Here is a 23751-nt window from a genome sequence, read left to right as displayed (position 1 = left end):
TAAAACTGTAATTTAATTTTAAGATGAAATAGATTTCTATTTTTGACTGAGTTCATATTAGAATAACTTGAATTTCAGTATTTTTTTACTGGCCACTAGAAAATTACTTATAATAGAATACCTAATATTTTGCATAGAATCACTGTTTTGTGATAGATTGAACGGTACTTATTTTTAGAAAGGTCAGTAAGTATCATAAATTTTAATCGTAAAATCCTGTTTTCTATAGGTATGACATTGCCGCGATCCAACACAAATATTCGCTTGTTTAAAAAATTTAGGATTTTTTTTCGAAAAGCCGATCATTTCGAGTTGGCACAATTTTAGTAAACTTTTCCATCTTTGCAAAATGGATCTCTGATTTTTAAAACTATTTTATGAGCTTGAGCGGCAAGTTACCAATAGAAATATAATAAAAGTAGGATTTACTAGGATAAATCGTTAAAAATTTTTAAATTGTTTTTAATTGAATATGAGTTTTGTAAGAAAGAAATTTTATTCATTCGTGTTTTGAAATCGAGTTCAATTTTAAATATATTCGATTTATTTAAATTTATATAAATAGAGTTGTTGAAAAATTAATTCTCCATCTATTTTCTATTTCATAGAAACGGTCGATTGAAGCAGTTTTGTTAATTGAACTATGAAATTTTTCAACAACTCTAATCAAATGAATCTAAATTCAAATTTGTAGAATTCTTTTACTGATTACTAGAGAATTAAATACTCGTAAATGTTCTGACTAAGTTTCGTTTAACGTAAGTTAGGTATAGTCGAAATGCGAAAGCGATTGAGGCGGGATCAACAAATTGAATTTAGGAAAAATTTTTATTTTCAATCGAACCCTCAATTTGTTGATCGTAGCTGAAAGCGCGGTCCGGCGAAGCCGGATTCGCCCGAACTTTTTTACGCTTAGTTTACGTTATTGAAATGTAAACGATTGAGTATTTTATTATATAGTTCCGAGTGGTAAAACAAAATAATTTCTTTCCATAAAAGTAAATAGGATTTGAAAATGGTAAAAATACGAATTCGGAGAGATGAATGCCCCCCATTTTAGACGATTCCATCGCATTTGAAAAAAAACAAGAACCTCAAAAACGATTGGGAGAAGTATTTCAAGGTCTTTGGTTGAAAGACGAAATTTGTTTTGCGATCGCCGGAGGCGGATGTAAGGCTTTTTACGGATTGGGTTTTGGGCATGAGATTAAATCTTGGGGTTTAAAGTTTAGGGAAGTATCCGGAGTTTCTGCCGGTGCGGCGATGGTGCTCTGTTTGATTTGTGGAGACGAAGAGGAATGTGTCGCCTTTTTTGAAAATATAGTTCGAAAAAATCCAGCCAACTTTTATTGGAGTCGACTCTTTAAAGGAGAAAGAGCTTTTCCGCATGAAGAGATGTATCGAAAAACGATTCGATTTGGCATGGATTTTCAAAAGGTAATTCAATCTGGGATTAAGGTGTATATTCATACTTTGAGAGCGATTCCAAAGGAAGATTCTCTAAAAAATAAATTTAGATTAGCAAGATTGATTGCAGAGACCGCAAAAGCTTTTTTAGAGGATGAAAGAGATAGAAAACGCGGTTTGAATACGGAAAGAATGCAAAGAGTACTCAGAAATTGGAATATGAAAGAAGTCTTATTTACGGAAAAAGATTTCGACAATGAACAAACCGTAGAGCAGATCATTCTCAACTCTTCTTCTGTTCCTCCGGTCGTTTCGGTTCAAACTCTTGAAAGAGAATATTATTTCGATGGTGGACTTACCAACAATTTACTTTTGGAAGCGTTTCCTCCTGATAAGAAGACGATCGGAATTTATTATGAACCTACTACGATCGTGGGAAAAGATCCAAAACTTTTAGAAAGATGTTATCTACAAACTCCTTCGGAACCTTTACCGATCACTTCTTTCGATTATACGGATCCGGTTGGTGTCAGAAAGGCTTATGAACTCGGAAAAAGAGACGCTCGGTTCAATAAGCATAAAATTTTTGAATATCTAAAAAAAGATTGGGTAAAAACCTTTTCTTCTTTAAAGTTGAAATAGTTATTTAAACTCTGTTTTTCATTCGATTGGTTTTAAAATCAAATTTCTACACTAAATCGTTGTTCTGCGGTTCCCGTCAGATTAAAAATTCATTTTATTGAAGTTTTCAAAAATAAAAACCATTGCTTCATATTATAAACTTCTTAGATAAAAAAGAAGATTGAAAGTTACATTTTGTTTTTTTGTAGTAAAAAAAATCGATCTATAAGAGTTATAAAATAAATAGTAAGTTGTTGGTTCAAAAAATAAAATTAGGACAATAGAATATGAATCCGATCCTTCAAAACGTCATTGCTTTGCTTGCGGGAGCCGTTTTTGGTAGTATTGTAAATATGGGAATTATCATGGTTAGCGGACATATCATACCTCCTCCTACCGGGGCAGATGTGACTACAATGGAAGGACTGAAATCTTCCCTACATTTATTCGAACCTAAACATTTTATTCTACCGTTTTTAGCTCATGCGCTTGGTACTTTTGCTGGAGCGTTATTGACCGCAAAGGTAAGTTTTAATCATAAAGTTAAACTTGCTATGGGAATTGGATTCATTTTTTTAGTCGGTGGAATTGCAAATACGATGATGCTTCCTTCACCTTTATGGTTTACCGTCTTAGATCTAGTGGGCGCGTATCTACCTATGGGTTATCTTGCAGGAACCTTGTTGCGAAAATAAACCTCATATAGAAGATCGTTTAAAATTCGGAGTACAAAATTTATGAAAAAAGTATCTATGTTATTTGTTTTAGTGGGTCTGACCGTTTTAAGTTTTTATTGTAAAGGAAGTAAATCAGATCCAGCCAAAGGAAGGATTGCGTTTCTAAAAGGAGAAATTTCCGTTCAAAGAGGAGAACAAAAGTTTAAAGCGATTGTTTCTCAAGAAATTTTAAACGGAGATATAATTTTGACCGGACCTAAGTCGGTCGCCACTCTTGTTTTTGGAGAGAATTCGACTGTAATAGAAATTCAATCAGATTCTAAATTTCAAGTAAAAGAAACATTGGATGAAAAGAACTTTTTTCAGGATAAAGGAAGTTCTTGGATTTTAACGAATAAATTGTTAAAAGGAGAAAAGATGAATCTTCATACTCCTACTACAACTGCCGGAGTGAGAGGAACTAAATTTTATACTTCGGTCTACGGAGATATGACGTTTACTTGTCATTGTGAAGGCCAGATAGAAATAGAAAATCATCAAAATCATTCTAAAAAAATTAATGATGCAGATTATTTATCCGTAGCCAAAGGAGACAAAACGATTTATATCATTCCGAGTGATTTACAAAAATTGAATGTTCCTTATTTGCACAATCATAGTGAAATTGAAGATTCTCTTGTAGGAGCGCAAAATAAAATGACTCCCGAGCAGTTCCAGGTTATTTATGAATTGGCAAAAAAGAAACTGGAATCTATTGAATAGAAAAATATAGACTCATCTCGAACGTTTATAAATGAGTTTTACTATAAGATTTCGGTTCCAAGAACGTGTATGTTTCAAAGAATATAATTTGTAGGAAACTATTCTAGATTATTGAAAATTTACCGAGTTGTTTGTATTTGTGGGCCGACTTAAATGAATGCGAATTTGGTGTAAGAAAGTTTGGGTGAGTCCGGCGTTGCCGGACCGCGCTTTTTAGCTCCAGTTAATAAATTGCATAAGAGAAACGTAATGCGATATTTCGTCTTTAGTTACAATTTGTTATAGAACCCAATTTTATAGGGATGAGTAGGTTCGATCCTTATAAATTCAGATCTTAACTTTTTTTAACGTGAGTTCGATGTAAGAAAATTGGGGCGAATAATAAACTCAGGTGCTGCTCTCTACGGATCGCAGCATAATAATTGCTTTCGCATTTGTTATGCCGAACTCACGTTTTTTTAAAAAAAGTGAATCATGGATTTTTCTGCGAACTCACTTTAAATTAGGCCTATAAAGATTTACTGAATAAGATTTTATTTTGCCGAAAACGATAAAATGTAGGAACTACCACGAATACGAAAACTTTTCACCTAAACTAAAAATCTTTTTTAAAATCTTAGAATCGTCTCTGAATCCTCAACAAAAAGTAGTAGTTCCTACAAATTACGTCTCTTAGAGTGATTTATAAACGTTTAAACAGGATTACTCAAAAATTATAGAATAGATAATTCAATATTTTGTATTAAAGCAGAGAGTAGTGAATAAAATTTACTGCACTCAATTTTATAAAAATTCATAAAAATAAAGTTTCTACATTTTATTTTTACAAAAAAATAAGTTTTATAAAACAAATCTATTGTGTAGAAAATTATAATATTCTTTAAATATAATCAATAGATTTTTTGGAAAATGAATTCTCATCTGTTTTTGTTGCATTAAAATGGATAATTAAAGCAGTTTTGCAAATTTCCAGTATGGAATTTTTCAACAATTCTAATGAATCACGAGCCATTTGTAGATCATCTGTTCTATGTCTTTTTTGTAATAAGGTTTCCCTAGAAAATCGGACATCCCCGCTTGTCTACATTTGATTTTATCTTCTTGAAGAACGTCCGCAGTTACCGCGATAATTACAGGTTTAGGGGAAATCATAGGATCCGTCAAAATAAAGTTAGAAGCGCTGATCCCGTCCAAATGTGGCATGTTTATATCCATAAAAATCAAATCAAACCTCGAAACTTTGACCTTTGTGATTGCTTCTAAACCGTCTTTGGCCAATTCAAATCTGATTTTGAGTTTTTTAAGAATACCGGATAAAAGAAAAATATTCGTGGAATCGTCTTCGGCGATTAGAATATAAGTATTCGGAGATAGAGAAGAAAGGTCCGTGGTTTCCGGAAAGTAAGTCGGATGATCCTTAGAAACAAATTCGGATAATAAAACCGTAAACTCAAACGTGGAACCTTTCGATTTGTTTTGAAATACATGAATTTTACCACTCATCAATTCTACCAGTTTTTTAGAAATTGCAAGACCTAGGCCAGTTCCGCCGTATTTCCTCGAAATGCTTGAATCGAGTTGAAAAAATTTTTGAAATAACAAATCGATTTTTTCTCTAGGAATTCCAATCCCCGAGTCTATTACCTGAATCTTATATTCGATTTTTGTTTCTATCTTTTCAGAAAGCGCTCGAATTTGAATTTTACCAGAATCGGTAAATTTAATCGCATTTGAAATCAGATTGGAAAGAATTTGTACAATCCTACGTTTGTCTCCCACAGATTTGTCGATAAAATCGGGAGAATAATCAATCGATAAAACAAGACCTTTCTGAGTCGCTTGATAAAGGAAAATACCTATTGTTTCTTCTACGATTTCTTTCCAACAAAATTCTTGTAGTTCTAAATCTATTTTATCAGCTTCTAATTTAGAAAAATCTAAAATATCGTTGATGATCTTAAGAAGTGTCTCTCCACTTTTTTGAATCAAATTTCGAATATGCTGTTGATTCTCGTCTAGAGGAGTCGATTTAAATTGTTCAATCAAACCTATGATGCCGTTGAGAGGGGTTCTAATTTCATGACTCATGGCGGCTAAAAATTGGGATTTAATTTTATTTGCAAATTCGGCATCGTCTCGAGCTTTGAGTAATTCTCTCGTTCTAGATTGAACCTCAAGTTCTAAATTTGTATTTTGTAATTCTTTCAGTGCAAGTAATTCGTTATGGGTTTCAATGTTTTCTTGTAAAGTTGATTTTAATTCTAGAGCTAAACGTTCAGAACGATTAAAAGCTTGTGTGAGCTGTTGAGCTAAAACCCCGGCTTGGAAAAAAATAAAAACGGTTACTCCAATATAGGAGATGTAGCCGGTCGAAATATATCCTAATGTGAAAAGAATATCGTTCATTACTACCGCGGAAAAAATTAGATATGCGATTAGGATAAGTAGGGCACCTTTTCGTTTCATTTCATGTGCCTTAAATAAATATAAAGTTAAACCCAGGGGGAGGATGGAGATTAAAACGAATATAATGCTGAAAAATTCAGTAAAGATACGAACCGGTAGAATTAATATAAAAACGGAACAACCAAAAACTCCGATCGCCGAATTGATAAAAAAAGAAGAAACCTCCTTTGGAAATAAAGATTTAATAAACATACACATGAAGATTCCAATCAATAAAACCGTAAAATATATAAAACGAATATAAAAATCAAAATCTATATCAGGAAAGAATATCATAAAAGCGTGATCTTCAACACTAAGCTGACGAATCCCCATCAAAATACAAAAAAGCCCAAAAAATAAATATTCCTTCGAACGTGTTCTAAAAAGGAATAAAACTAAATGATAAAATCCAATTAAAGCTACGGATGCAAAACTTGCAATGTCCATCATTAAATGGCTCACTTGAGTATTTCTGATTATTTCCCATCTGCCTAGATAAAGAGGTTGCCAAAAACCGTGATTTTGATGATTAAAATTCGAAACCCAAATGACGATCGTCATGGGACTGTTATACGGACCAATTTCGGTTCTATCCGGTTTAAGTTTTGGGATCATGGTATTGAAGTCCGTTCCCAAAACACCAACCTGCGCAACGGATTTATTGTTTATAAAAATTTGAAATGCAGATAAAATTTCAGTCCATCGGATACCATAGGAATCGTGAAAGTAAGTTGGTAAAATTACTTTTAATCGATAAGTAGCCTTACCAAAAGGGGATAAATTTTTTCCGGGAATATTATAAAATTTCCAATAAGCAGGGACTGGATGGAATCCGTTACAATTTTCTTTCCATTTGGATTCTTCCGCATTTGGTGGAATCCATTGATCCCAGCAAAATTCCCAATCTCCTTTTAGATTAACCGACTCAATGTTAGGGTTCCAACCAGATAAATCAATAACACCGTTGGACGCAATAGGGTTGTTTTGATTGAATTGGGAACAGTTCAGTAAAAAAGTAATTGGAATGAAAAACATGCAGGAAATACGCAAAGACTTCATCATTTTTGACAATAATTCCTTTTTAATGGTAAGTTGGATTATGGCAAAAAATCTGGATGATTGCGATTCAATTTTAAAAATATTCAAAAAATCTGATTCAGAGTTTTCTTGAGAAAGAAATATTTTCTGGAAATTTCTTTATTAGAGTTGTTGAAAAATTAATTCTTCATCTGTTTTCTATTTCATGGAAACGGTCGATTGAAGTAGTTTTGTTAATTGAACTATGGAATTTTTCAACAACTCTATTGAATCAAATCAAAATTTAAACCGACTTATGAAAGGCCTATTTTTAAGTGTGTGTGACTTTGGACGAACCATCGTATAGTATAAAATTATTCAGAACTATAGAACAAAAGCGTCTAAAATTTTGTCTCTAAACCTAGATTTGTATTACTGATCTCTATAAAATTGAGTACCGTTAATTCTATCACAAAACGCTGATTCTATGTAAAATATTAGGTACTTTATTATATAGTTATGAGTAAAGTAAATGAATTCTATTCTTAGGTATCAATAATTCCGGCTTAAGTTCTATTTTTAAAAATCGTTCGTTTTTCGTATTACCAAACTCACTAGGAAAAACGTCGTTTGTGAGGATTTTGTTTTATTCCTAATGATTCAAAGTATTCTTAAAATATAGAATGGTACTTTTTAATCGGAATCAAATTCAATAAACATTTGCGGAGAATCAAATTCTATAAGATTCTGTATTCGAGAAGAGTCTGAACTGAAATGAACGTACATCAACAAAACGAATCAAGGATACAAAAAAAGAAGATTCTTATGGTCTTAGCCGTTATCCCGATTTTGATGATTGGCACGTTTGTTTACGAAGTGAAACAGATGCAAAGTGAAATTCATCGTGTCATATGGATGAGGGCGAGAGTAACTCAGGATTATATTCGAAGAATCAGCAATCAAACCAGGGCTCTAAAACTTTCCATCTCTCATTCTATGGATTATTATGAAGATTCCATTTTAGATAAACGTGTACTTCACAAATTTAAGAAATACTCCAGTTTAAAAATTTTTGGAAATAAAAATCAGATAAAAACAAATTCTTCTACTTCTGAACTTTTAAAAACTTCTGTTCCTATAACTCCGTTTTTTTTGAGAGAAGTAGAGGCTGCTTTGGGGCTCGGTGGACAATTTGAGACCTTGGTAGAGACAGAGACACAAAGTGAAGTGGTTTGGGCCTATTATTTATCTGCACAGAAGTTTCTTTATTTTGCACCTACACCAAAGCCGTATAAAGATATTTTTAATGAAGGACTTTATCAAAGACCTTTTTGGGTTCAGGCAACTCCTAAAATGAATCCTCAGCGTAAACAAGTTATATCAGAACTTTACAACGATATTGGTGGACAAGGATTGATGATCACCATTTCTGAACCGGTATATTTTAGAGATCAATTCATTGGAGTCGCAGCAATCGATATTGGCCTTGATGCGATGCGTAGAGTTTTAGCCGTAGGCGACTGTATAGGAGAAAGTATTCTTATAGATGAAAATAACAAGATTATCGCAAAAGAATCTTGGATTGATATGAATGATTCGACGATTCAACTCCCGGACGGACCTTCAGAAAAAATTTTTTTACAAGAAGGATACTATTGGGCTTTTTTCGAAATCAAAGATCAAGAGGTGCGATTGGTACATCGAATCTCTGCGATAAAGTTTTTATTTTCGGTCGTCTTAAATCTACTTCCATTTTGGGGATTGATATGCACTCTCGGGATCGTTTCCATTTTATACATAAAATTGAAAGCGTCTATGGAACAAGTTTCAAAAATGATTCATACAGATCCTCTGACTGGAATTGCAAATCGGCGCGGCTTTTTAAAACTTACACAAAAGTCTTTGGTGACGGTTCATCGTCACGGACAATCGTGGACGATTTTGATGATCGATATAGATCATTTCAAACAAGTAAACGATCGGTTTGGACATGATACCGGAGATAGAATCCTAATTAAAGTATCTCAAATACTAAGTGCTAATATACGTCAAACCGATGTAGTATGTCGTTGGGGTGGAGAAGAATTTGCAGTTTTTCTTTTTGGAGTGACTCCGGAAGATTCAATAAATATTGCAGAACATCTTCGTAAAGAAGTTGAAAATAAGGTTATACTCAAAGATGGAAAACCGGTAACTCTAAGTATTGGAATTTCTGAAGGAAAAGGAGAAAAGAGCAGTGGTTTAGAAAATGCATTTGCTTGTGCTGATCAAGCATTGTATCAAGCAAAAACTTTAGGAAGAAATCGGATTTGCGTATTTGATACTACAACGGAAATATTCTAACAAGTTTTAAAATTATTTAATGCTGTATCCTTTCTTGTTATAAAACGAAATTATTTCTGTAATTTTTAACAAAATAGTCCTGATTCAATATAAAGGTTTCATAAAATTACTTTCGTTAGAAAAAGAACATAAGCACTCATAACGATCATAAATTCTATAGTTGAAAGAAGTTTGTACAATCATAAAAGATTTTGTTTTTGTCAAATTTCTGTCTTTTTATCATTTTGCATCCTGAAATTTGAAGATTCAATTACGTTTTACAATATAAATTTTCAAGTTTGATTTTGATAATTGATAAAAAAGAATTTGGATTTCCTTTTCGATGGAACCTATGTCAACTTTCCACGAAGCGATTTGTTTATCGAGGTGATCCAATTGCAATTCAAGACTCAAATTAATTCACAAGTCGAAAATGTAAGAGTCAAAAAGAGAATCATCTTTTCGCTTTTAGCAATTATCTTAATATTCATGTTTCTTTTTCTGGTTTATGAAAACTTCAGAATGGAAAAGGAAATCGATCGAGTTGTCGGTATGAGAGCTCGTGTGATGAAGGACTATATCCGTAAGGTTGGATCGCAAACGAGAGCTCTGGGGTTATCTATTACAGATTATCTGACTTTTTACGAAGACACACCTATAAATCCAGATCTCGTTAAAAGATTTAAAAATTATCCGAACTTAAACAGATTTGGGATTCCTCATATCAGTCGAGAAAATCAGGAAGGGTCAGACGCGGGTACTTTAACCGCAGTAGGTTCTATCCATAAATTGAATCCTTCACTTCTTAAAGAGATAGAAGCCGCTTTAAATTTAAGGGGTCAATTTGAGTCCTTAACTGAAAAACAAAGTGAAGTGGTTTGGGCTTACTATTTATCAGAACGCAAATTTTTATACATTACTCCAAAGTTTAAGGATGAGAATTATTATTTTACGGATGATCTTTACGCGGAACCTTATTGGACTCAATCGAATCCAATTGCCAATCCGACCGGACGTCAGATCATCACGGATCTTTATGAAGATATTGCCGGAAAGGGTTTGATGATTTCGGTTTCTGAACCCGTATATGTAAAAGGAAAATTTATGGGGATTGCAGCAATCGATATAGGATTAGATGCAATGCAAAGAATATTAGAGAGCGGTGATTGTATTGGAAAAAGTATGCTCATAGATGAAAACGGAAAAATTGTCGCCAAACCAGACAATTTCGCTTTAAACGATAGATTACCTTTTTCAGTATTTTCTTCTATATTAGAATCTAAGAAATCTTTTTTTCTCCAAAAAGGAAGTTTTTGGATTGGAGTCAAAATTAAGGAAGAAGAGATTTGGTTAGTTCATGAAATTCAAATTTTTGAATATATAATTTATATTATAAAAAACCTTTTACCTTTTTGGGTGCTTGCATTTACTTTTTTTATTGTTTTAGTATTGTATGTCAAGTTACGTTCTTCAATGAATCAAGTATCTAAATTGATTCATACAGATCCATTAACTGGGATTTGGAATCGGAGAGGTTTCTTAAAGTCGATCCAACGATCGATTGCTCTTGAAAATCGTCATAAGAATGAGTGGGCAATTTTAATGATTGATATTGATCATTTCAAACAGGTAAACGATAAGTTCGGACATGACGCTGGCGATAAAACTTTGATAAGAGTAGCACAAATACTCAGTCGTTCGATTCGACAAACGGATGTGGTTTGTCGTTGGGGTGGAGAAGAATTCGCAATCTTTTTGTGTGGAGTTGGTCAGGCAATTTCTATCAATATCGCTGAAGAATTGCGTAAGGAAGTAGAAAATCAAATTCGATTAAAAGATGGAAACCCTGTCACTCTGAGTATTGGAGTTTCCGGGGGAAAACAAAATTTAGAAGAAGCATTTACAAATGCGGATCAAGCGTTGTATCAAGCAAAGGCTTCTGGAAGAAATCGGGTATGTACTTTTAACCTTTTACAGTCGAGTTTAAAATAATTAAACTTAATTCAAATTGTGCCACTTTTGAAGTTTCAGAATTTATTTTCTCAATTCAAATTATAACTCTACAAAAAATTAAAATAGTGAATTTCTTTTTAATTTTAAATCCAAATTAAAAATATTCTAAGTTTTTAATGCACAATTGATTAAAAAAGAATTTTTAAAACCAATGTTAGTTGATAGAAACTTCCATATTGTAAAGATTGAATAATTAGGTCTGATGGTGGTGTACGATCATAGAATTCTGAATTTGAAGGAAGAAAAGTATTTAGTTTAAAATCAAGTTGTTGGATCATTTTACTTTTACTAAGAGCTTGTCGCCCTGGTCTCAAAAAACTCAATATACGCTCTCCTTAAGGAATTTATGGGAGAAATCAATGTAATGATTCCTCGTAAAGAATCATTACAGAGACGGAAACCAGTTGAAAGTAATCAGAGAGACGTTGAGTTTACTTAGTTTGATCTTTCCGGATAAAGTACAATTAGGTTTTGGGATGCACTGTAAAGTGAATGAGATGAAATTTAAAATAAAGATGAACCATTATGGGAAACAGTGAATTCGTTCAAAATACAAATTTGAACATCAAACCGGTCATATTGATCGTAGATGATGAAGTGATCATACTTGGAAGTATCAAGTATGCGATTCAACTCAGTTTCGGCAATCGCTTCGACATAGAAATGGCGGAAGATGCTAATTCTGCAATGGAAATTCTGGCAAGGTGTAAGTCGGAACAAATAGACGTTCCTCTTGTGATTTGTGATCAAGTATTGCGAGGGAAAAGCGGGGACGAACTACTGATTCAAATTCATCAGGAATATCCTCAGATATATAAAGTAATGCTCACCGGTTATGCATCGGCAAAGAGTCTCGGAAACGCTCTTAATAAAGCGAACCTTTATCGATATCTTACTAAACCTTGGGATTCTGAGGATTTGATTCTTACTATTTCCGAAGCGGTAAAGGCTTATTTTCAAAATCGAAAAGTGGCAGAACTCAGTTCTAAATTAGAAGAAACGTATTTATTCAATCGAGAAACTTTATTTCCAAACTTTGAAAATTTAAAACGAAGAATTGATCGGAGACTAATTGAAAACGAAAATTCTATTCTTGCACTTATTCGTATCGAGTCATTTGGTTCCATTGCGGAAAATTTTGGAATTGAAACATATCGTAAGATGTTATTCGAATTCTTATCCGTACTCGATTTTTTTATTGGTGGTTATAATGGAGAAATCTTTCACATTTACGATAATATGATTGCGGTTCTTACAAAAATTGAGGAGGACCGATTCTATTCTTTACTCAGTGCCGTTCGAATCTTTTTAAGATCGGAGTGTATTGAAGTAGATGGAATTTCTTTTCAAGTTAAGATTTCTATTGGAGTTTCTTCCGATCAGTCAGATGTATATGATAAAGCAAGACTTGCAATGATGACTGCGAGTAACAATTCTTCTGTAGAGTATATACCGTATTCGGAAACTACAAACAAGGTCGATCGAATTTATGCAAATTTAAAGTTAGGTAAAAAATTCAATTCGGCCCTCAATGCTGGAAATATAATTCCTTATTTTCAAGGAATTTATGACAACAAACTCAATCGAATTACAAAGTACGAATGTTTAGCGAGAATCATGGAAGGAGATCAGATTTATAATCCGGCGATGTTCATTCCGATCGCAAAATCCACCGGAATTATTCGATTGCTTACTCCTTTAATGGTGGAGAAAACTTTCAAGTATTTCTCAAAACATCCAGAATATTCTTTCTCTATTAACATTTCTGAATCTGATTTAGATAAAAAAAGTTTTCCTCTCTGGATAATGAATCGATTATTACACTATAGAATTTCTCCGGATCGTGTTATCTTTGAAATTTTAGAAAACGATCATTGGAACGGTTCTTCTAACTCTACTCGTTCTTTACAGGAATTGAAAGAAATAGGTTGTAAAATCGCCATCGACGATTTTGGGGTAGAACGTTCTAACTTTGAAAGATTGATAGAAATTCAACCGGACTTTATAAAAATAGACGGTAAATTTATACAAGGAATTCATGAAAATCAAACTTCTTACAGATTGGCTGCGGCGATCACCGAAATGGCGCATACAATCGGAGCGAAAGTGGTGGCTGAATTTGTATCTAATCAAGAGGAATTAGAAGCGGTAAAATCTTTGAGTATAGACTATTCACAAGGTTATTATTTGATGGAGCCGGCAGAAGATATCGTTTATAGGGAGCCGATTTTAAATTTGGCTTAATCTTTTTTATTTTTATAAAACTTAAAAATATAAATCTAAGTTAATATCTATAAGCAAATAAAAAGACATTCTATAAAAATACTATGAGGACTTTGAGATGAATCTCGAATCTCGAATTTCAAAATTTTATCATAGAATATAGATTTATATGAGTTTTACAGATTCAGGTTATATTACGAATTTTTAAACATTTATTTTGAGTGATTGAAATTAGTTCGTATGAGTTTCCCAGAGTTTAGTTTTTAAATAATGTGAACAGGGCGTAAGAAAACCGGGGCGAATCCGGCTTGCCACAGGCAGTCGGACCGGACTCTTTAGCTCAGGTCAATAAATTATATAAAGGAAACATAATGCAACAATCTTCTTTAGATTCAATTTAGAACGCGATCCGTAGAGAGCCATAACCAACCTCACAAGTATTTGGATCTCAATATTAAATCTGTGGGAATTACGACAAATCCTCTGTAAAACTGAGTTCCCACCCCACAACGCGATTCATAGAGAGCGTTGTGTTGAGTTTTCCCTATTTTTGGGTGGGGTAACTCAATGAATTGCTTCCCATGGGTCGCAATTCAGGTGGAGAAATTCGGAAGACTTTTCTCTATCAGAAAAACATGCTTTTTGCAAGTAAAAAGACTCATTCTTGTCGGAACACTTGAAAAATGTGCGTTTTTGATCCCACAACGCGACCCTTAGGAAAGCGTTGTGCTGAGTTCTTGAACGCGACCTGCAGAGCGACCCTTAGGGAGCGATGCATTGAGTTTAGGAAAGCGTTTTGCTGAGTTCAATTTTGATTCTAAAATCCTATTCAACTTGTGGGGTTGGTTATGGTAGAGAGCGTTCTGCTGGTTTTCCCGCATCGATCTCTTTCGCGTTAACTTACGTTAATTTATGGACAGCTCAGCTTAACGTGAATTCGGTAGGTTCATGTTCTGAAAAAGTTGTATAATTTGAACTTTGTAAGATCTATTCCTAAGCCGTAGGAACTATCGTAAATCGCGATTTTAATAACAAATTCTAAAATTGTAGGAACTCATACTTTTAAGAAACTTTTTCTTACGGTAAACTCACGTCAGATTAAATTCAGAAAACCTATACAAATCCAAAAGATTCAATTCTGCACAAAATCGTCGTTTGGCGATTGCAGCTTAACAGTTCATTTTATAGATTAAAGATTTTCTTCAATTGGATTTTAATCATATTATAAGTTAAAGTATATAAATAACTAAAAACTACAAAGAATATTTAAATAGCAAAAGGTAGCGTTGATTTGAGTAGATAAAAACAATTATATGTATTTTAATCTCATAATCCATACTATAAGCTGCAAAGCTTTATTCTTATGACGGTATATACTTTTTAAAAATAATATAAAAAATGCTTTTTCAAAGACGACCTTTGGGGTTAGGAAAAATGAATCAAACTATAATGATTGAACACGAATCAAAGGAAATACAAATTAATACAATTCGTTATAAACTTTTAGTAATCGAATTTTCAGGTATAGTTAATTATGAAACTTTAAAGGGAATGCCTACTAAATTGAGTTCTATTTTTTATGAAATGGAAGGTATGTTGGTATTGGATATTAGGAAAGTAACAAATCTAAATTCTGAGTTTGTGCGAGCTTTTACAGGAATCTTACATGTGATTTCCGAAAGATTAACTAGATACTTTATTATAACAGAAGATCAAAAGATTTATAATTGGATTACGAATTATAATCAGTTAAGAGATGTCAAACCGGTGATGAATTTTAACGAAATAGGAAAGGCTTTGGAGTTAGATTCTTTAATTCAGCAATTTGAATTTTGAAATGAAGTAATTATTAATAATACAATATAATTTTATTCATTTTATATTTTGAAGGGATCTCTTTTTGGGAATGAGTTATGATAATAGGTGTAGAAGGGAACTCACTCTATTACACTCGTCTATCTGGCTTTGTTTGTAATATAACTGGGCCAGATAGATAATTTTAAGATTTTTTCTTTTAAGATAAAATTTATAAAAAAATCATCTGCAATTTTCTTAATAAAAGAATTTTAATAAATACAAACTCACACTAATAAATCAACCTTTCTCTGTAATAATCATTAACATATTTTTTGAATATGATTAATTTAAATTCATCTCATCTTGATTAGATTTAAAATTCCTTATTTTACTTATAAATGAGTAAATTAAGTATCTATCTGATCAAATAAAATCTATAGTATATTTTTTGATTCAAAAAGCAATTGGAAACGTTTTTATCAATAAGTCGTCTTTCAAATATTGATTTCAATTTATAACTAGGGGAGATGTCAGGCTAAAATTTCTTTATACTTAATTATAAATAAAATTAACGTGGATTTATGGAAATTCACGAATTATGAATTTAGCTCCTATATCTCCATAAACAAAGCACTGAGTCTATTTGGCTAATTTGCATTCGTTAGCCAGATAGATTTTTTTTCGTTTCAATTTAAAAAGTTCTAATTACTACCCGGGCGCATAAATAGAATATTTGGGTTAGATTGTTTCAAAAATTTGAATGTTTTAACTCTGCTCTAAAATGCCGTAAATCCTGAATTTGCGGCATTTTTTAAGTACTGTTATTTTTTCATAAATTCAGTCATTAATAACTTGGTACTATTTTCATGTGCCCAAGTAGTAAATAGAATAAAATTCTTTTTCATTAAAACTCTATTATAATTTCGGAAAAGTATTTAGAGAATTATTGAAAATTCTATATCTATTAATAAAATGATTACATTCATCAGTTATATTAAATAATTAGAATAGAGCTGTTGAAAATTAATTCTTTGTCTGTTTCCGTTGTATCGAAATGGACAATTGAAGCAGTTTGCTAATCTCTGTATAGAATTTTTTAATAGCTTGCTCATAACTATATAATAAAGTGCCTAATATTTTATATAGAATCAGCGTTTTGTGATAGAATTAACGGTACTCAATTCTATAGAGATCAGTAATATTTAAAATTCTACTTCTAAAACAGGGTTTGTTTTAAAGTATATTATACTTATATAATAAACTTTTCAATACTTTGTGATGAAACAGGATTTTGTAATAAAAATTTATGATGTTCAATTTTATAGGGTCAGTAATAAAAGTCTGTCACAATACCTAAAAGAAATTATCTTGAATTTTTCAGAAAACGTTTCCACAGATAAGAGCCGGTCTCAAAACTGGTTGTACTTTTGAATCGTAATTATTTACTTGTGAAATGGACAAATATTATTCAGAGATACCGGATGGACTTTGGAAACAAATAGCCCCATTGATCCCGAAAGAAAAGGTAAATCCGAAAGGAGGTCGCAATCGAGTACCAACACGATTAGTAATGGCCGGTATCATCTATCGAATGAAAACAGGCTGTCAGTGGCGTGCCATTCCGAATGAGTTTGGATCTGGCCAAACTTGTCACAGAAGATTTCAAGAATGGGAACGAGCAGGAGTATTCAAAAAGATTTATAAATCTATTTTAAAATATTATGATGTAAAGAATCAGATAGCATGGGACTGGGCTTCGATGGATTCGGCAATGGTTAAAGCTCCCAAAGGGGGAGCTTAACTGGGAAAAACCCTACAGACCGTGCCAAATTGGGGGTTAAACGGCATATTCTTACAGATGGAAATGGAATTCCTTTGGCCATAACATTGAGTGGAGCCAATGTTCATGATAAACACGCTGTAAAAGATACGTTGAATTCAATCCTGATTTTTTCCGGTAGAAGAAAAAAGAAACCAAAACATCTTTGTTTAGATAAAGGATATGATTTCAAAGATATAGAAGTTTTAATCAAAAGAAGAAACATTCAATCTCATATTCGGAAAAAAGGTGAGAAGCCTCTCATTGGTAAATATAAAGGAAAACCTAGACGATGGGTCGTTGAAAGAACTAACAGTTGGCACAATCGATTCAGGGCTATCCTAATTCGTTGGGAAAGAAAATCTGAAAATTATCTTGCATCTCTTTATCTCGCAAGCTCTATCATTGCTTTTAACTTTTTTGATAGGTAGTTTTGAGACCGGCTCTAAGTATGTTTTTTGAATATAACAGCGCTAAAGTTTGATATTTTGGTTCGGCGGGTTAAAGAAAGCTGCTTTTGTATGAAACGTTCTGATTTCTAAAGATTAAAAAGTATGAAAGTGATCGTATTCTTTTATGAGAAAATTTAATTTTATAAAAATTCAGTTATCAATAACCTGAATTTACAAGTTATTCAAAACTATAAAATTGAATGCTAAAAATTTGACTCCTATATTTTTTAAGGCTAACGATTGATTCTTACTAATCATTAGAATAAGATTGAATGAACTTTGAGATAAATCTCCATTTGAGACTGATAAACCCCACTTAGTTTTATGGGGTTTTATAAAATGAAGTTTTAGATTAAATTGATATTGTTATACCACTGCGGTATTTAATTCATTCGATTGCGAATTTTTACTCAGAATTTCAACCTTTTGTAAATTTATAGATATTTGAAAATGCTCATAGTTAGATCCATTTGACTGGGTTGCATTTTTTCTGAGTCCTTTGGGAGAATATCCGGTCCATTTCTTACAAGCTCTATGAAAGGATGTATAGGAATTAAATCCACATTCGAAAGCAATATCTAGTAGATTCATATTCTTTTTTTCTACAAGGAGCCGGATTGCGTCGTTCATTCTATTTTGATTTATAAAATCTGAAAATCCCATATTTTTATATTTGTTCAGGTAAAAAGAAGCTTGGTGTAAACTGACTCCCAAATAGGCAGAAAGATCAATTAAACGAATACTATCATCCGCATAAAGTTTCTCCCTAATAAAACCATTAATTCTTTCTTCTGCCCGTTTCAGATCATCTTCCTTAAGAAGATTTTTTTCTTCTAAGGGTTCTATCAATTCCAAAGTCCCATCTTCCAGCACAGAACATGGCTGCTCTATAATTTCTTGAGTTTCTGAGTTTAAAATTAATACTGAGTTTTGTGAAGCTTTTGCTTCAGTTTGAATTCTTATTTTTCTCTTTAAAAGATAAAGAGTGAAAATAAAAAACGCATAAAAATAGTATGAAATACTGTTCCATTCGAAATTATAAAAAGTGGTTCCGATAAAATTTCCCAGAACTCCAAAACCAATCCCTCCCAAGATAGGAAACAAGAAATAGTATTCTTTTTTATAGGGGCGGGAGAAAATTAGATAACCTGATTCCAATAAAGTATAGATACAAATACCGAAACAGAAAACTTCTCCTGTAATCATCATGAAAAATGGTTTTTCAAAATACATTAAAAACGTAAAAGAAAGAATGATTGCAGTTACTGCGTTTTTAAGAATATAATGGTAAGATATTTGTATCTCAAAAATTCCGAGTATAATGAGTCGAAGCAATAGAAAGGAGTAAATTGAAATTCCGCAAATTATGGAAATCAATTTGAACTTATATAAATCTCCCGAAGTCGAAATCTCCGGAATGGTTTGATTCCAGATCGCTAAATAGAGGCCGAAAAAGACCAGAAATGTAGAAAAAATATTTTTCTCAAACCATTTTTGTAAGGAAGACTTTAAAAAAACCTTATATTCAAAATTTGATAAAATTTTAGAACTATGTACACGGTTTAAAAAATTCTCAATGTAAGCATTCATAAAAGACAAACTCTCTAATATTATGGGATTCGAAATACTGAATCTTCAAATAGGAAACTTCTCATTCGATTTCCTTTTGCTTCTAACTTGTTCATCTTTTTCACTTGGATCGTATTTTCAGTTATTTCTCATCATAAAGAGTGAAATATATAATTTAAGAATCGATTTAGAATTACAAGGTGTTGAAATGCATAATACATTCTTTGCAAGGCCCAAAGTTTTGCTTAGGTATGGCGAAATCATAAATAATAATAGCCTTCTATAACTTGTGAATCATTTGGGTTTACAAAGTAGTAAAACTGTTCCTTAAGAAATGACTCTATTAGCCATGTCTTTTAAGGGGCGATATAAGTAAACTAAAAAATCGAAAATCGAGTAGATTTATTTAACCGGGAATTATGTTTTGATACGATTTAAGTTTAGAAGAATTTTAAACCGAAATGAACTTTTTCATATAGAATGTTTGCCGATTGACTTTTTAAAGCGGTGATTTCAGGCACAAATATACTTTTCTGCTATTTAGGGTTTAGTTCATATATATCACAAGATTAAGCTAAAAATTCTATTGTAGATGTGTCTTGTCTGACGAGTCTATTTTTAAGATTAAAAATAGATTCGGACGCCAGTCGGATTTCATAACAGTGGTAGGAATTCTACAAAGCTATCATCACTATCCGGTTTTTTAGAATGTCTCCTCTCGATATGATACCGAAACATTGTGTAGTTGAGTGTCTCTTTCAATACCGAGGCTGGGAAAATCTACTTTTGGAAAGTCATCAAACTTTTTGTGCCAAATCTATATTCGTTTTTTTCAACAAAAATAGTTTAACAGCTTTATATGATTGATGTGCACTCGATACGAATCTCGTTGAGAACTATATCCGTCGTTCCTTTGTTATTGGTAGAAAAAACTGGCTTTTCTCCGGTTGTCTGCAAGGGAGTTATTGCAAGTGCAGGTTTTTCTATTCGTTAATTCAAAATGCAAGAATCTCAGGAATTGAATCCTTACGCATTTTTACGGGATCTTTTTGAATCTTGGGAAAGGCTGCTAGAGGTCTTTCTTACGAGAATCTTCCAAAAAGCGGGAGAACCTTGGGTTCGTTAGCCAACTTACGCTATTTCAAGCAAATCAATGAAAGCGAGATTACCTACCCAATCTCGCTTAAAAAAACATCAAGGCGGAGAGGCGACACAACGAACATAGTAGGTTGTAGTCTTTCCATTCCCAGAAGTAAATCCAGATTGAAAGTTAATAGCCCAAGCACTGGACGTTAATAGTTTATATGTAGTTGATGTCCAATAGTATTGAGAAACTGTTCCTGGAAAAATAGTAGTATTGATTACTGGAGATGTGCCAAGTGAGTGATCGATAATACTTCTTAATTCGGTTACGTTGGGTAATCTCCAAGTAGTTCGATTAGTGTAACCTGCCCCAGCGTTAAGCGCGTTAAGCCCGTTGCAAAAAGTAAGGGCATTTGCCCAATCCATCTGGGTAGTACCTCCAGTTGTACAACTTGTATCGGAAAGATTATTTGTACACTTTTGCCAAATCAGAGCATTGCCTATATCGGTAATGGTTCCGTCATTGTTGTCTACAAAAGGCGCGGAAACGATTGAAATTGTGAATCCAAAAAAAACCAAAATCAACTTATAGAAGAAAAATGATTTCCGGTTTTTGGTTTTTGTTACCATAGTTTTTGACTTCATAATTGGCCTCTCTTAAAAGTCTGTAAGATTCTTATCATAAACCTTTATTGGAAAAGGTTTATGATACTTAAGAATATTAGGATATATTTTACATTTCTTTCATTATTCATTGCTACTAAGCTAAGGTGACACACAACGAGTTAAAGAACCCGCAACGGTTTTATCCGTCCAAGTTGTTGATCCACTGGAGAAATAAAGAACTAAGGACTTCGTTGTATCTGGTAGGTATAAGTTAGAGCTCCAATAGTAATAACTTCCGCTCGTTCCTGGGAAAGATGTAACGAAAGTTCTTGGGGATGTAGCTACATTGAAATCGACTAAGGTTTCCATTTCGGAAATAGTAGGTAGTCTCCAATTTGTTCGATTTGCATAACCTGTTCCTGTGTTTAAATTAGTACAAGCGGTTGTGGCACTTGCTAGATTGTAATATACATCGGCGCCACCTGCACAAGTAGAATTCGTTCTACCTTCATGACAGGTTTTCCAAACAAGTCCAGTGTTATTGTCTACTGTGATATAATGATCCACACCGACAGCTATATTGACAGTTTGATTGGTAAAAGATGGCGTGGTTCCTTTTTGTAATTTTCCATCTTGACCTGCGGATGAAGTGGCCACGCAAGTTGTATCTATAGTTCCAGTCGTGTTCCAACAGTTTGTTTGCATTGTCTTCAGAGGAGGTGTTCCAAAAATCATAATACTAATTGTAGTATTGGTACTTCCAGAAGAGTTACTTGCAGTAATCGTATAATTTGCGGAGGCTTGAAATACAGTTGGAGTTCCAGAGATTGCACAAGTTGTAGCATTCAGAGTAAGTCCTCCTGGTAAAGCTACATTTGGATTACAGCTAGTAACTGTTCCAGTAACCGTAGGTGTTACGGTTCCTGCAACTCCTTTATAAAGGACTAAAGCAGTTGGTGTATAAGCAAGTCCGGCTGGAGGAGCAAGATTAACTGTAATCGAGATAGTAGTGTTTGTGCTACCGTATGCATTGCTTGCAGTGATCGTGTAATTTGTAGCAGCCTGAGTTGTAGTTGGAGTTCCGGATATTGCACAGGTAGTTCCGTTGATTCCTAAACCAGCTGCTGGTAAAGGAATATCGGAGTTACATGCCGTAACAGTTCCAGTTACGGAAGGAGTAGCTGTAGTGATTGTTGCTCCTTGTGTAAAAGTAAACGGAGTTCCCGCATAACTTAAAGCAGACGGAGGTGCTAAGTTGACACGAATCGAGATAGTAGTGTTTGTGCTACCGTAAGCATTGCTTGCAGTGATCGTGTAATTTGTAGCAGCCTGAGTTGTAGTTGGAGTTCCGGATATTGCACAGGTAGTTCCGTTGATTCCTAAACCAGCTGGTAAAGGGATATCGGAGTTACATGCAGTAACAGTTCCAGTTACAGAAGGAGTAGCTGTAGTGATTGTTGCACCTTGTGTAAAAGTAAACGGAGTTCCCGCATAACTTAAAGCAGATGGAGGTGCTAAGTTGACTGTAATTGTTATTGGAAAGCTAATACTTCCAGAAGCATTGCTAGCTGTAATGTTATAGTTGGTTGCAGGTTGAATTGTAGTCGGGGTTCCGGAAATCGCACAAGTAGTTCCAAGTATAAGCCCAGCAGGTAAAGGAATATCTGAATTACATGCAGTAACGGTGCCAGTATAAGTGGGGTGAATGATTGCGATGGTTGCGCCTTGAGTAAAAACAAAAGGGCTACCTGCATAATTTAAAGCGGATGGAGGTGCGATATTGATCGTAATTGTAATTACGGTGTTTGTACTTCCAAAAGAGTTGCTTGCAGTAATTGTGTAGTTAGTTGGACCTTGCGTTGTGGTTGGGGATCCGGAAATAGAACAATTTGTAGTTCCCAAAAAAAGTCCTGCAGGTAGAGGAATATCAGAGATACAATTTGTAATCGTTCCCGTATAACTTGGAACTATAGGAGCAAACCCAGGTAAAGCACCTGCTGTAAAAGTAAAAACAGGTACCGCAAAATTCAAAGCAGCTGGTGGATTTGCATTCACTGTAATTACAATTGTAGCATTTTTAGTTTCAGATTGATTTGAAGCAGTAATTGTATAATTTGTAGCCGGTTGGTTTAGTGTCGGTGTCCCTGAGATATTACAAGTTTTTCCATCTATAAGAAGTCCTGTTGGTAGAGCAGGATTGGAGGAGCATTGTTCGATCGATCCACTTATATTCGGTTGAATCGGTTCAATAGGAGCATCCTTTGTAAATATATATGGACTTGAAGAATAATTGACAGAAAGAGGGTTATTACTTGCAGGAGATTGTAACAGATTGTTCACGGGTCCAAAGATGATTCCCTTAAATGTTGTGGAACCGTTTCCTCCAATACAATCAACAAGGGTTAGGAGAATAATAAATAGGAAGAGAATAGGAAAAATTTTTCTATTCAACAATTCTTTTGATTTTTTGAATTGGCCTTTCTCATTTTTCATAAAAATCCCTACCTTTTTAAAACTCTTCACAATTCAAAATGTAAATTACTTATAAAAAGAAGCAGTTTGCTGGATTGAATTCAAAGTGTTCTAATTTTTTATTTTTAAAGAAAACTTAAAATTCGCCGAACATCATTCTGTTTTTCGATCTATTGCATGTAGCTAATTGGATCGAACCCAACAACAAACTTTTTCTCTTGAATATATAAACTACCTCAAAACAGAAATTAGTTCCGATCGTGTTATAACGTGAAGAGTTTTTAATGGGCTCTTAGACTTTGTGTATTTTCGGACAAAAATTGTACACAAATTATTCAAATAGAATTGAAAGAGGTTCTAATGTAAAAGGTCTATAATGCGATAGAAAAGAGTTTATCTGGCTTTAAATTCGAGTGTATAAAAATGAAGCAAAATGACGACTAACGTTTATATTTGTTGTTAT

12 protein-coding genes and 1 pseudogene are annotated in these 23751 nt (G+C 33.3%); 9 read left to right on the top strand and 4 right to left on the bottom strand.

The window, feature by feature from the left end:
- Positions 1–1044 precede the first annotated feature (1044 nt).
- From LEP1GSC049_RS216715 to LEP1GSC049_RS216725, 3 genes are all read left to right on the top strand, one after another.
- A complete protein-coding gene (locus LEP1GSC049_RS216715) occupies positions 1045–2049 on the top strand; it encodes a patatin-like phospholipase family protein (protein WP_004756482.1) in 1005 nt (334 codons plus the stop codon).
- A 266-nt stretch (positions 2050–2315) separates the two neighbouring features.
- Complete coding sequence (locus LEP1GSC049_RS216720; RefSeq protein ID WP_004756420.1) at positions 2316–2723, top strand: hypothetical protein; 408 nt, start codon at positions 2316–2318, stop codon at positions 2721–2723.
- A gap of 42 nt (positions 2724–2765) precedes the next feature.
- Complete coding sequence (locus LEP1GSC049_RS216725; RefSeq protein ID WP_004756464.1) at positions 2766–3467, top strand: FecR family protein; 702 nt, start codon at positions 2766–2768, stop codon at positions 3465–3467.
- A gap of 993 nt (positions 3468–4460) precedes the next feature.
- Here LEP1GSC049_RS216725 and LEP1GSC049_RS216730 read toward each other — a convergent pair.
- Positions 4461–6977, bottom strand: a complete 2517-nt coding sequence (locus LEP1GSC049_RS216730; RefSeq protein WP_004767823.1) for an ATP-binding protein — start codon at positions 6975–6977, stop codon at positions 4461–4463.
- A 729-nt stretch (positions 6978–7706) separates the two neighbouring features.
- Here LEP1GSC049_RS216730 and LEP1GSC049_RS216735 point away from each other — a divergent pair.
- The 5 genes from LEP1GSC049_RS216735 to LEP1GSC049_RS2000000227475 all read left to right on the top strand — a co-directional run bounded on the left by LEP1GSC049_RS216735 (position 7707) and on the right by LEP1GSC049_RS2000000227475 (position 17537).
- The gene (locus LEP1GSC049_RS216735; protein WP_004767831.1) at positions 7707–9275 is read left to right on the top strand and encodes a sensor domain-containing diguanylate cyclase; all 1569 of its coding nucleotides are present in this window, start codon (positions 7707–7709) and stop codon (positions 9273–9275) included.
- A 354-nt stretch (positions 9276–9629) separates the two neighbouring features.
- Complete coding sequence (locus LEP1GSC049_RS216740) at positions 9630–11246, top strand: sensor domain-containing diguanylate cyclase (RefSeq protein WP_436197839.1); 1617 nt, start codon at positions 9630–9632, stop codon at positions 11244–11246.
- A gap of 546 nt (positions 11247–11792) precedes the next feature.
- Positions 11793–13511, top strand: coding sequence for an EAL domain-containing protein (locus LEP1GSC049_RS216745; RefSeq protein ID WP_004756441.1), 1719 nt, complete (start codon positions 11793–11795; stop codon positions 13509–13511).
- A gap of 1413 nt (positions 13512–14924) precedes the next feature.
- Positions 14925–15326, top strand: coding sequence for a hypothetical protein (locus LEP1GSC049_RS216750; protein ID WP_025175970.1), 402 nt, complete (start codon positions 14925–14927; stop codon positions 15324–15326).
- Between the two features lie 1414 nt (positions 15327–16740).
- Positions 16741–17537 (top strand): IS5 family transposase gene (locus tag LEP1GSC049_RS2000000227475; protein WP_162833666.1). Its coding sequence is split into 2 segments (ribosomal slippage): positions 16741–17086 and positions 17086–17537, totalling 798 coding nucleotides; the frame shifts between segments, so codons are not numbered across the junction.
- A 387-nt stretch (positions 17538–17924) separates the two neighbouring features.
- Here the strand turns inward: LEP1GSC049_RS2000000227475 and LEP1GSC049_RS216760 are convergent.
- On the bottom strand, positions 17925–19148 hold the full coding sequence (locus LEP1GSC049_RS216760; RefSeq protein ID WP_004762712.1) for a helix-turn-helix domain-containing protein: 1224 nt from the start codon (positions 19146–19148) through the stop codon (positions 17925–17927).
- A gap of 852 nt (positions 19149–20000) precedes the next feature.
- Between LEP1GSC049_RS216760 and LEP1GSC049_RS2000000227885 the strand changes: the two are divergent.
- Positions 20001–20228: pseudogene (locus tag LEP1GSC049_RS2000000227885) on the top strand (IS66 family transposase); the annotation flags it as partial.
- A 93-nt stretch (positions 20229–20321) separates the two neighbouring features.
- Here the strand turns inward: LEP1GSC049_RS2000000227885 and LEP1GSC049_RS216765 are convergent.
- Both LEP1GSC049_RS216765 and LEP1GSC049_RS216770 read right to left on the bottom strand, forming a co-directional pair.
- Positions 20322–20855, bottom strand: a complete 534-nt coding sequence (locus LEP1GSC049_RS216765) for an Lcl C-terminal domain-containing protein (protein ID WP_004757587.1) — start codon at positions 20853–20855, stop codon at positions 20322–20324.
- Between the two features lie 120 nt (positions 20856–20975).
- Positions 20976–23309 carry a putative Ig domain-containing protein gene (locus tag LEP1GSC049_RS216770; RefSeq protein WP_016560742.1) on the bottom strand — a complete coding sequence of 778 codons (2334 nt, stop codon included), beginning with the start codon at positions 23307–23309 and terminating at the stop codon, positions 20976–20978.
- Between the last annotated feature and the right edge of the window lie 442 nt (positions 23310–23751).

The sequence above is a fragment of the Leptospira kirschneri serovar Cynopteri str. 3522 CT genome, from assembly GCF_000243695.2.
GTDB classification, from domain to species: domain Bacteria; phylum Spirochaetota; class Leptospiria; order Leptospirales; family Leptospiraceae; genus Leptospira; species Leptospira kirschneri.
Note: the sequence above shows the minus strand (reverse complement) of the source record. Positions and strands in the feature narration are given on the sequence as shown.

Bases quoted from the DNA above. Each gene is read 5' to 3' on its own strand.
- LEP1GSC049_RS216715 (WP_004756482.1), top strand. From the start codon at position 1,045: ATGCCCCCCATTTTAGACGATTCCATCGCATTTGAAAAAAAACAAGAA.
- LEP1GSC049_RS216720 (WP_004756420.1), top strand. From the start codon at position 2,316: ATGAATCCGATCCTTCAAAACGTCATTGCTTTGCTTGCGGGAGCCGTT.
- LEP1GSC049_RS216725 (WP_004756464.1), top strand. From the start codon at position 2,766: ATGAAAAAAGTATCTATGTTATTTGTTTTAGTGGGTCTGACCGTTTTA.
- LEP1GSC049_RS216730 (WP_004767823.1), bottom strand. From the start codon at position 6,977: ATGATGAAGTCTTTGCGTATTTCCTGCATGTTTTTCATTCCAATTACT.
- LEP1GSC049_RS216735 (WP_004767831.1), top strand. From the start codon at position 7,707: ATGAACGTACATCAACAAAACGAATCAAGGATACAAAAAAAGAAGATT.
- LEP1GSC049_RS216745 (WP_004756441.1), top strand. From the start codon at position 11,793: ATGGGAAACAGTGAATTCGTTCAAAATACAAATTTGAACATCAAACCG.
- LEP1GSC049_RS216750 (WP_025175970.1), top strand. From the start codon at position 14,925: ATGAATCAAACTATAATGATTGAACACGAATCAAAGGAAATACAAATT.
- LEP1GSC049_RS216760 (WP_004762712.1), bottom strand. From the start codon at position 19,148: ATGAATGCTTACATTGAGAATTTTTTAAACCGTGTACATAGTTCTAAA.
- LEP1GSC049_RS216765 (WP_004757587.1), bottom strand. From the start codon at position 20,855: ATGAAGTCAAAAACTATGGTAACAAAAACCAAAAACCGGAAATCATTT.
- LEP1GSC049_RS216770 (WP_016560742.1), bottom strand. From the start codon at position 23,309: ATGAAAAATGAGAAAGGCCAATTCAAAAAATCAAAAGAATTGTTGAAT.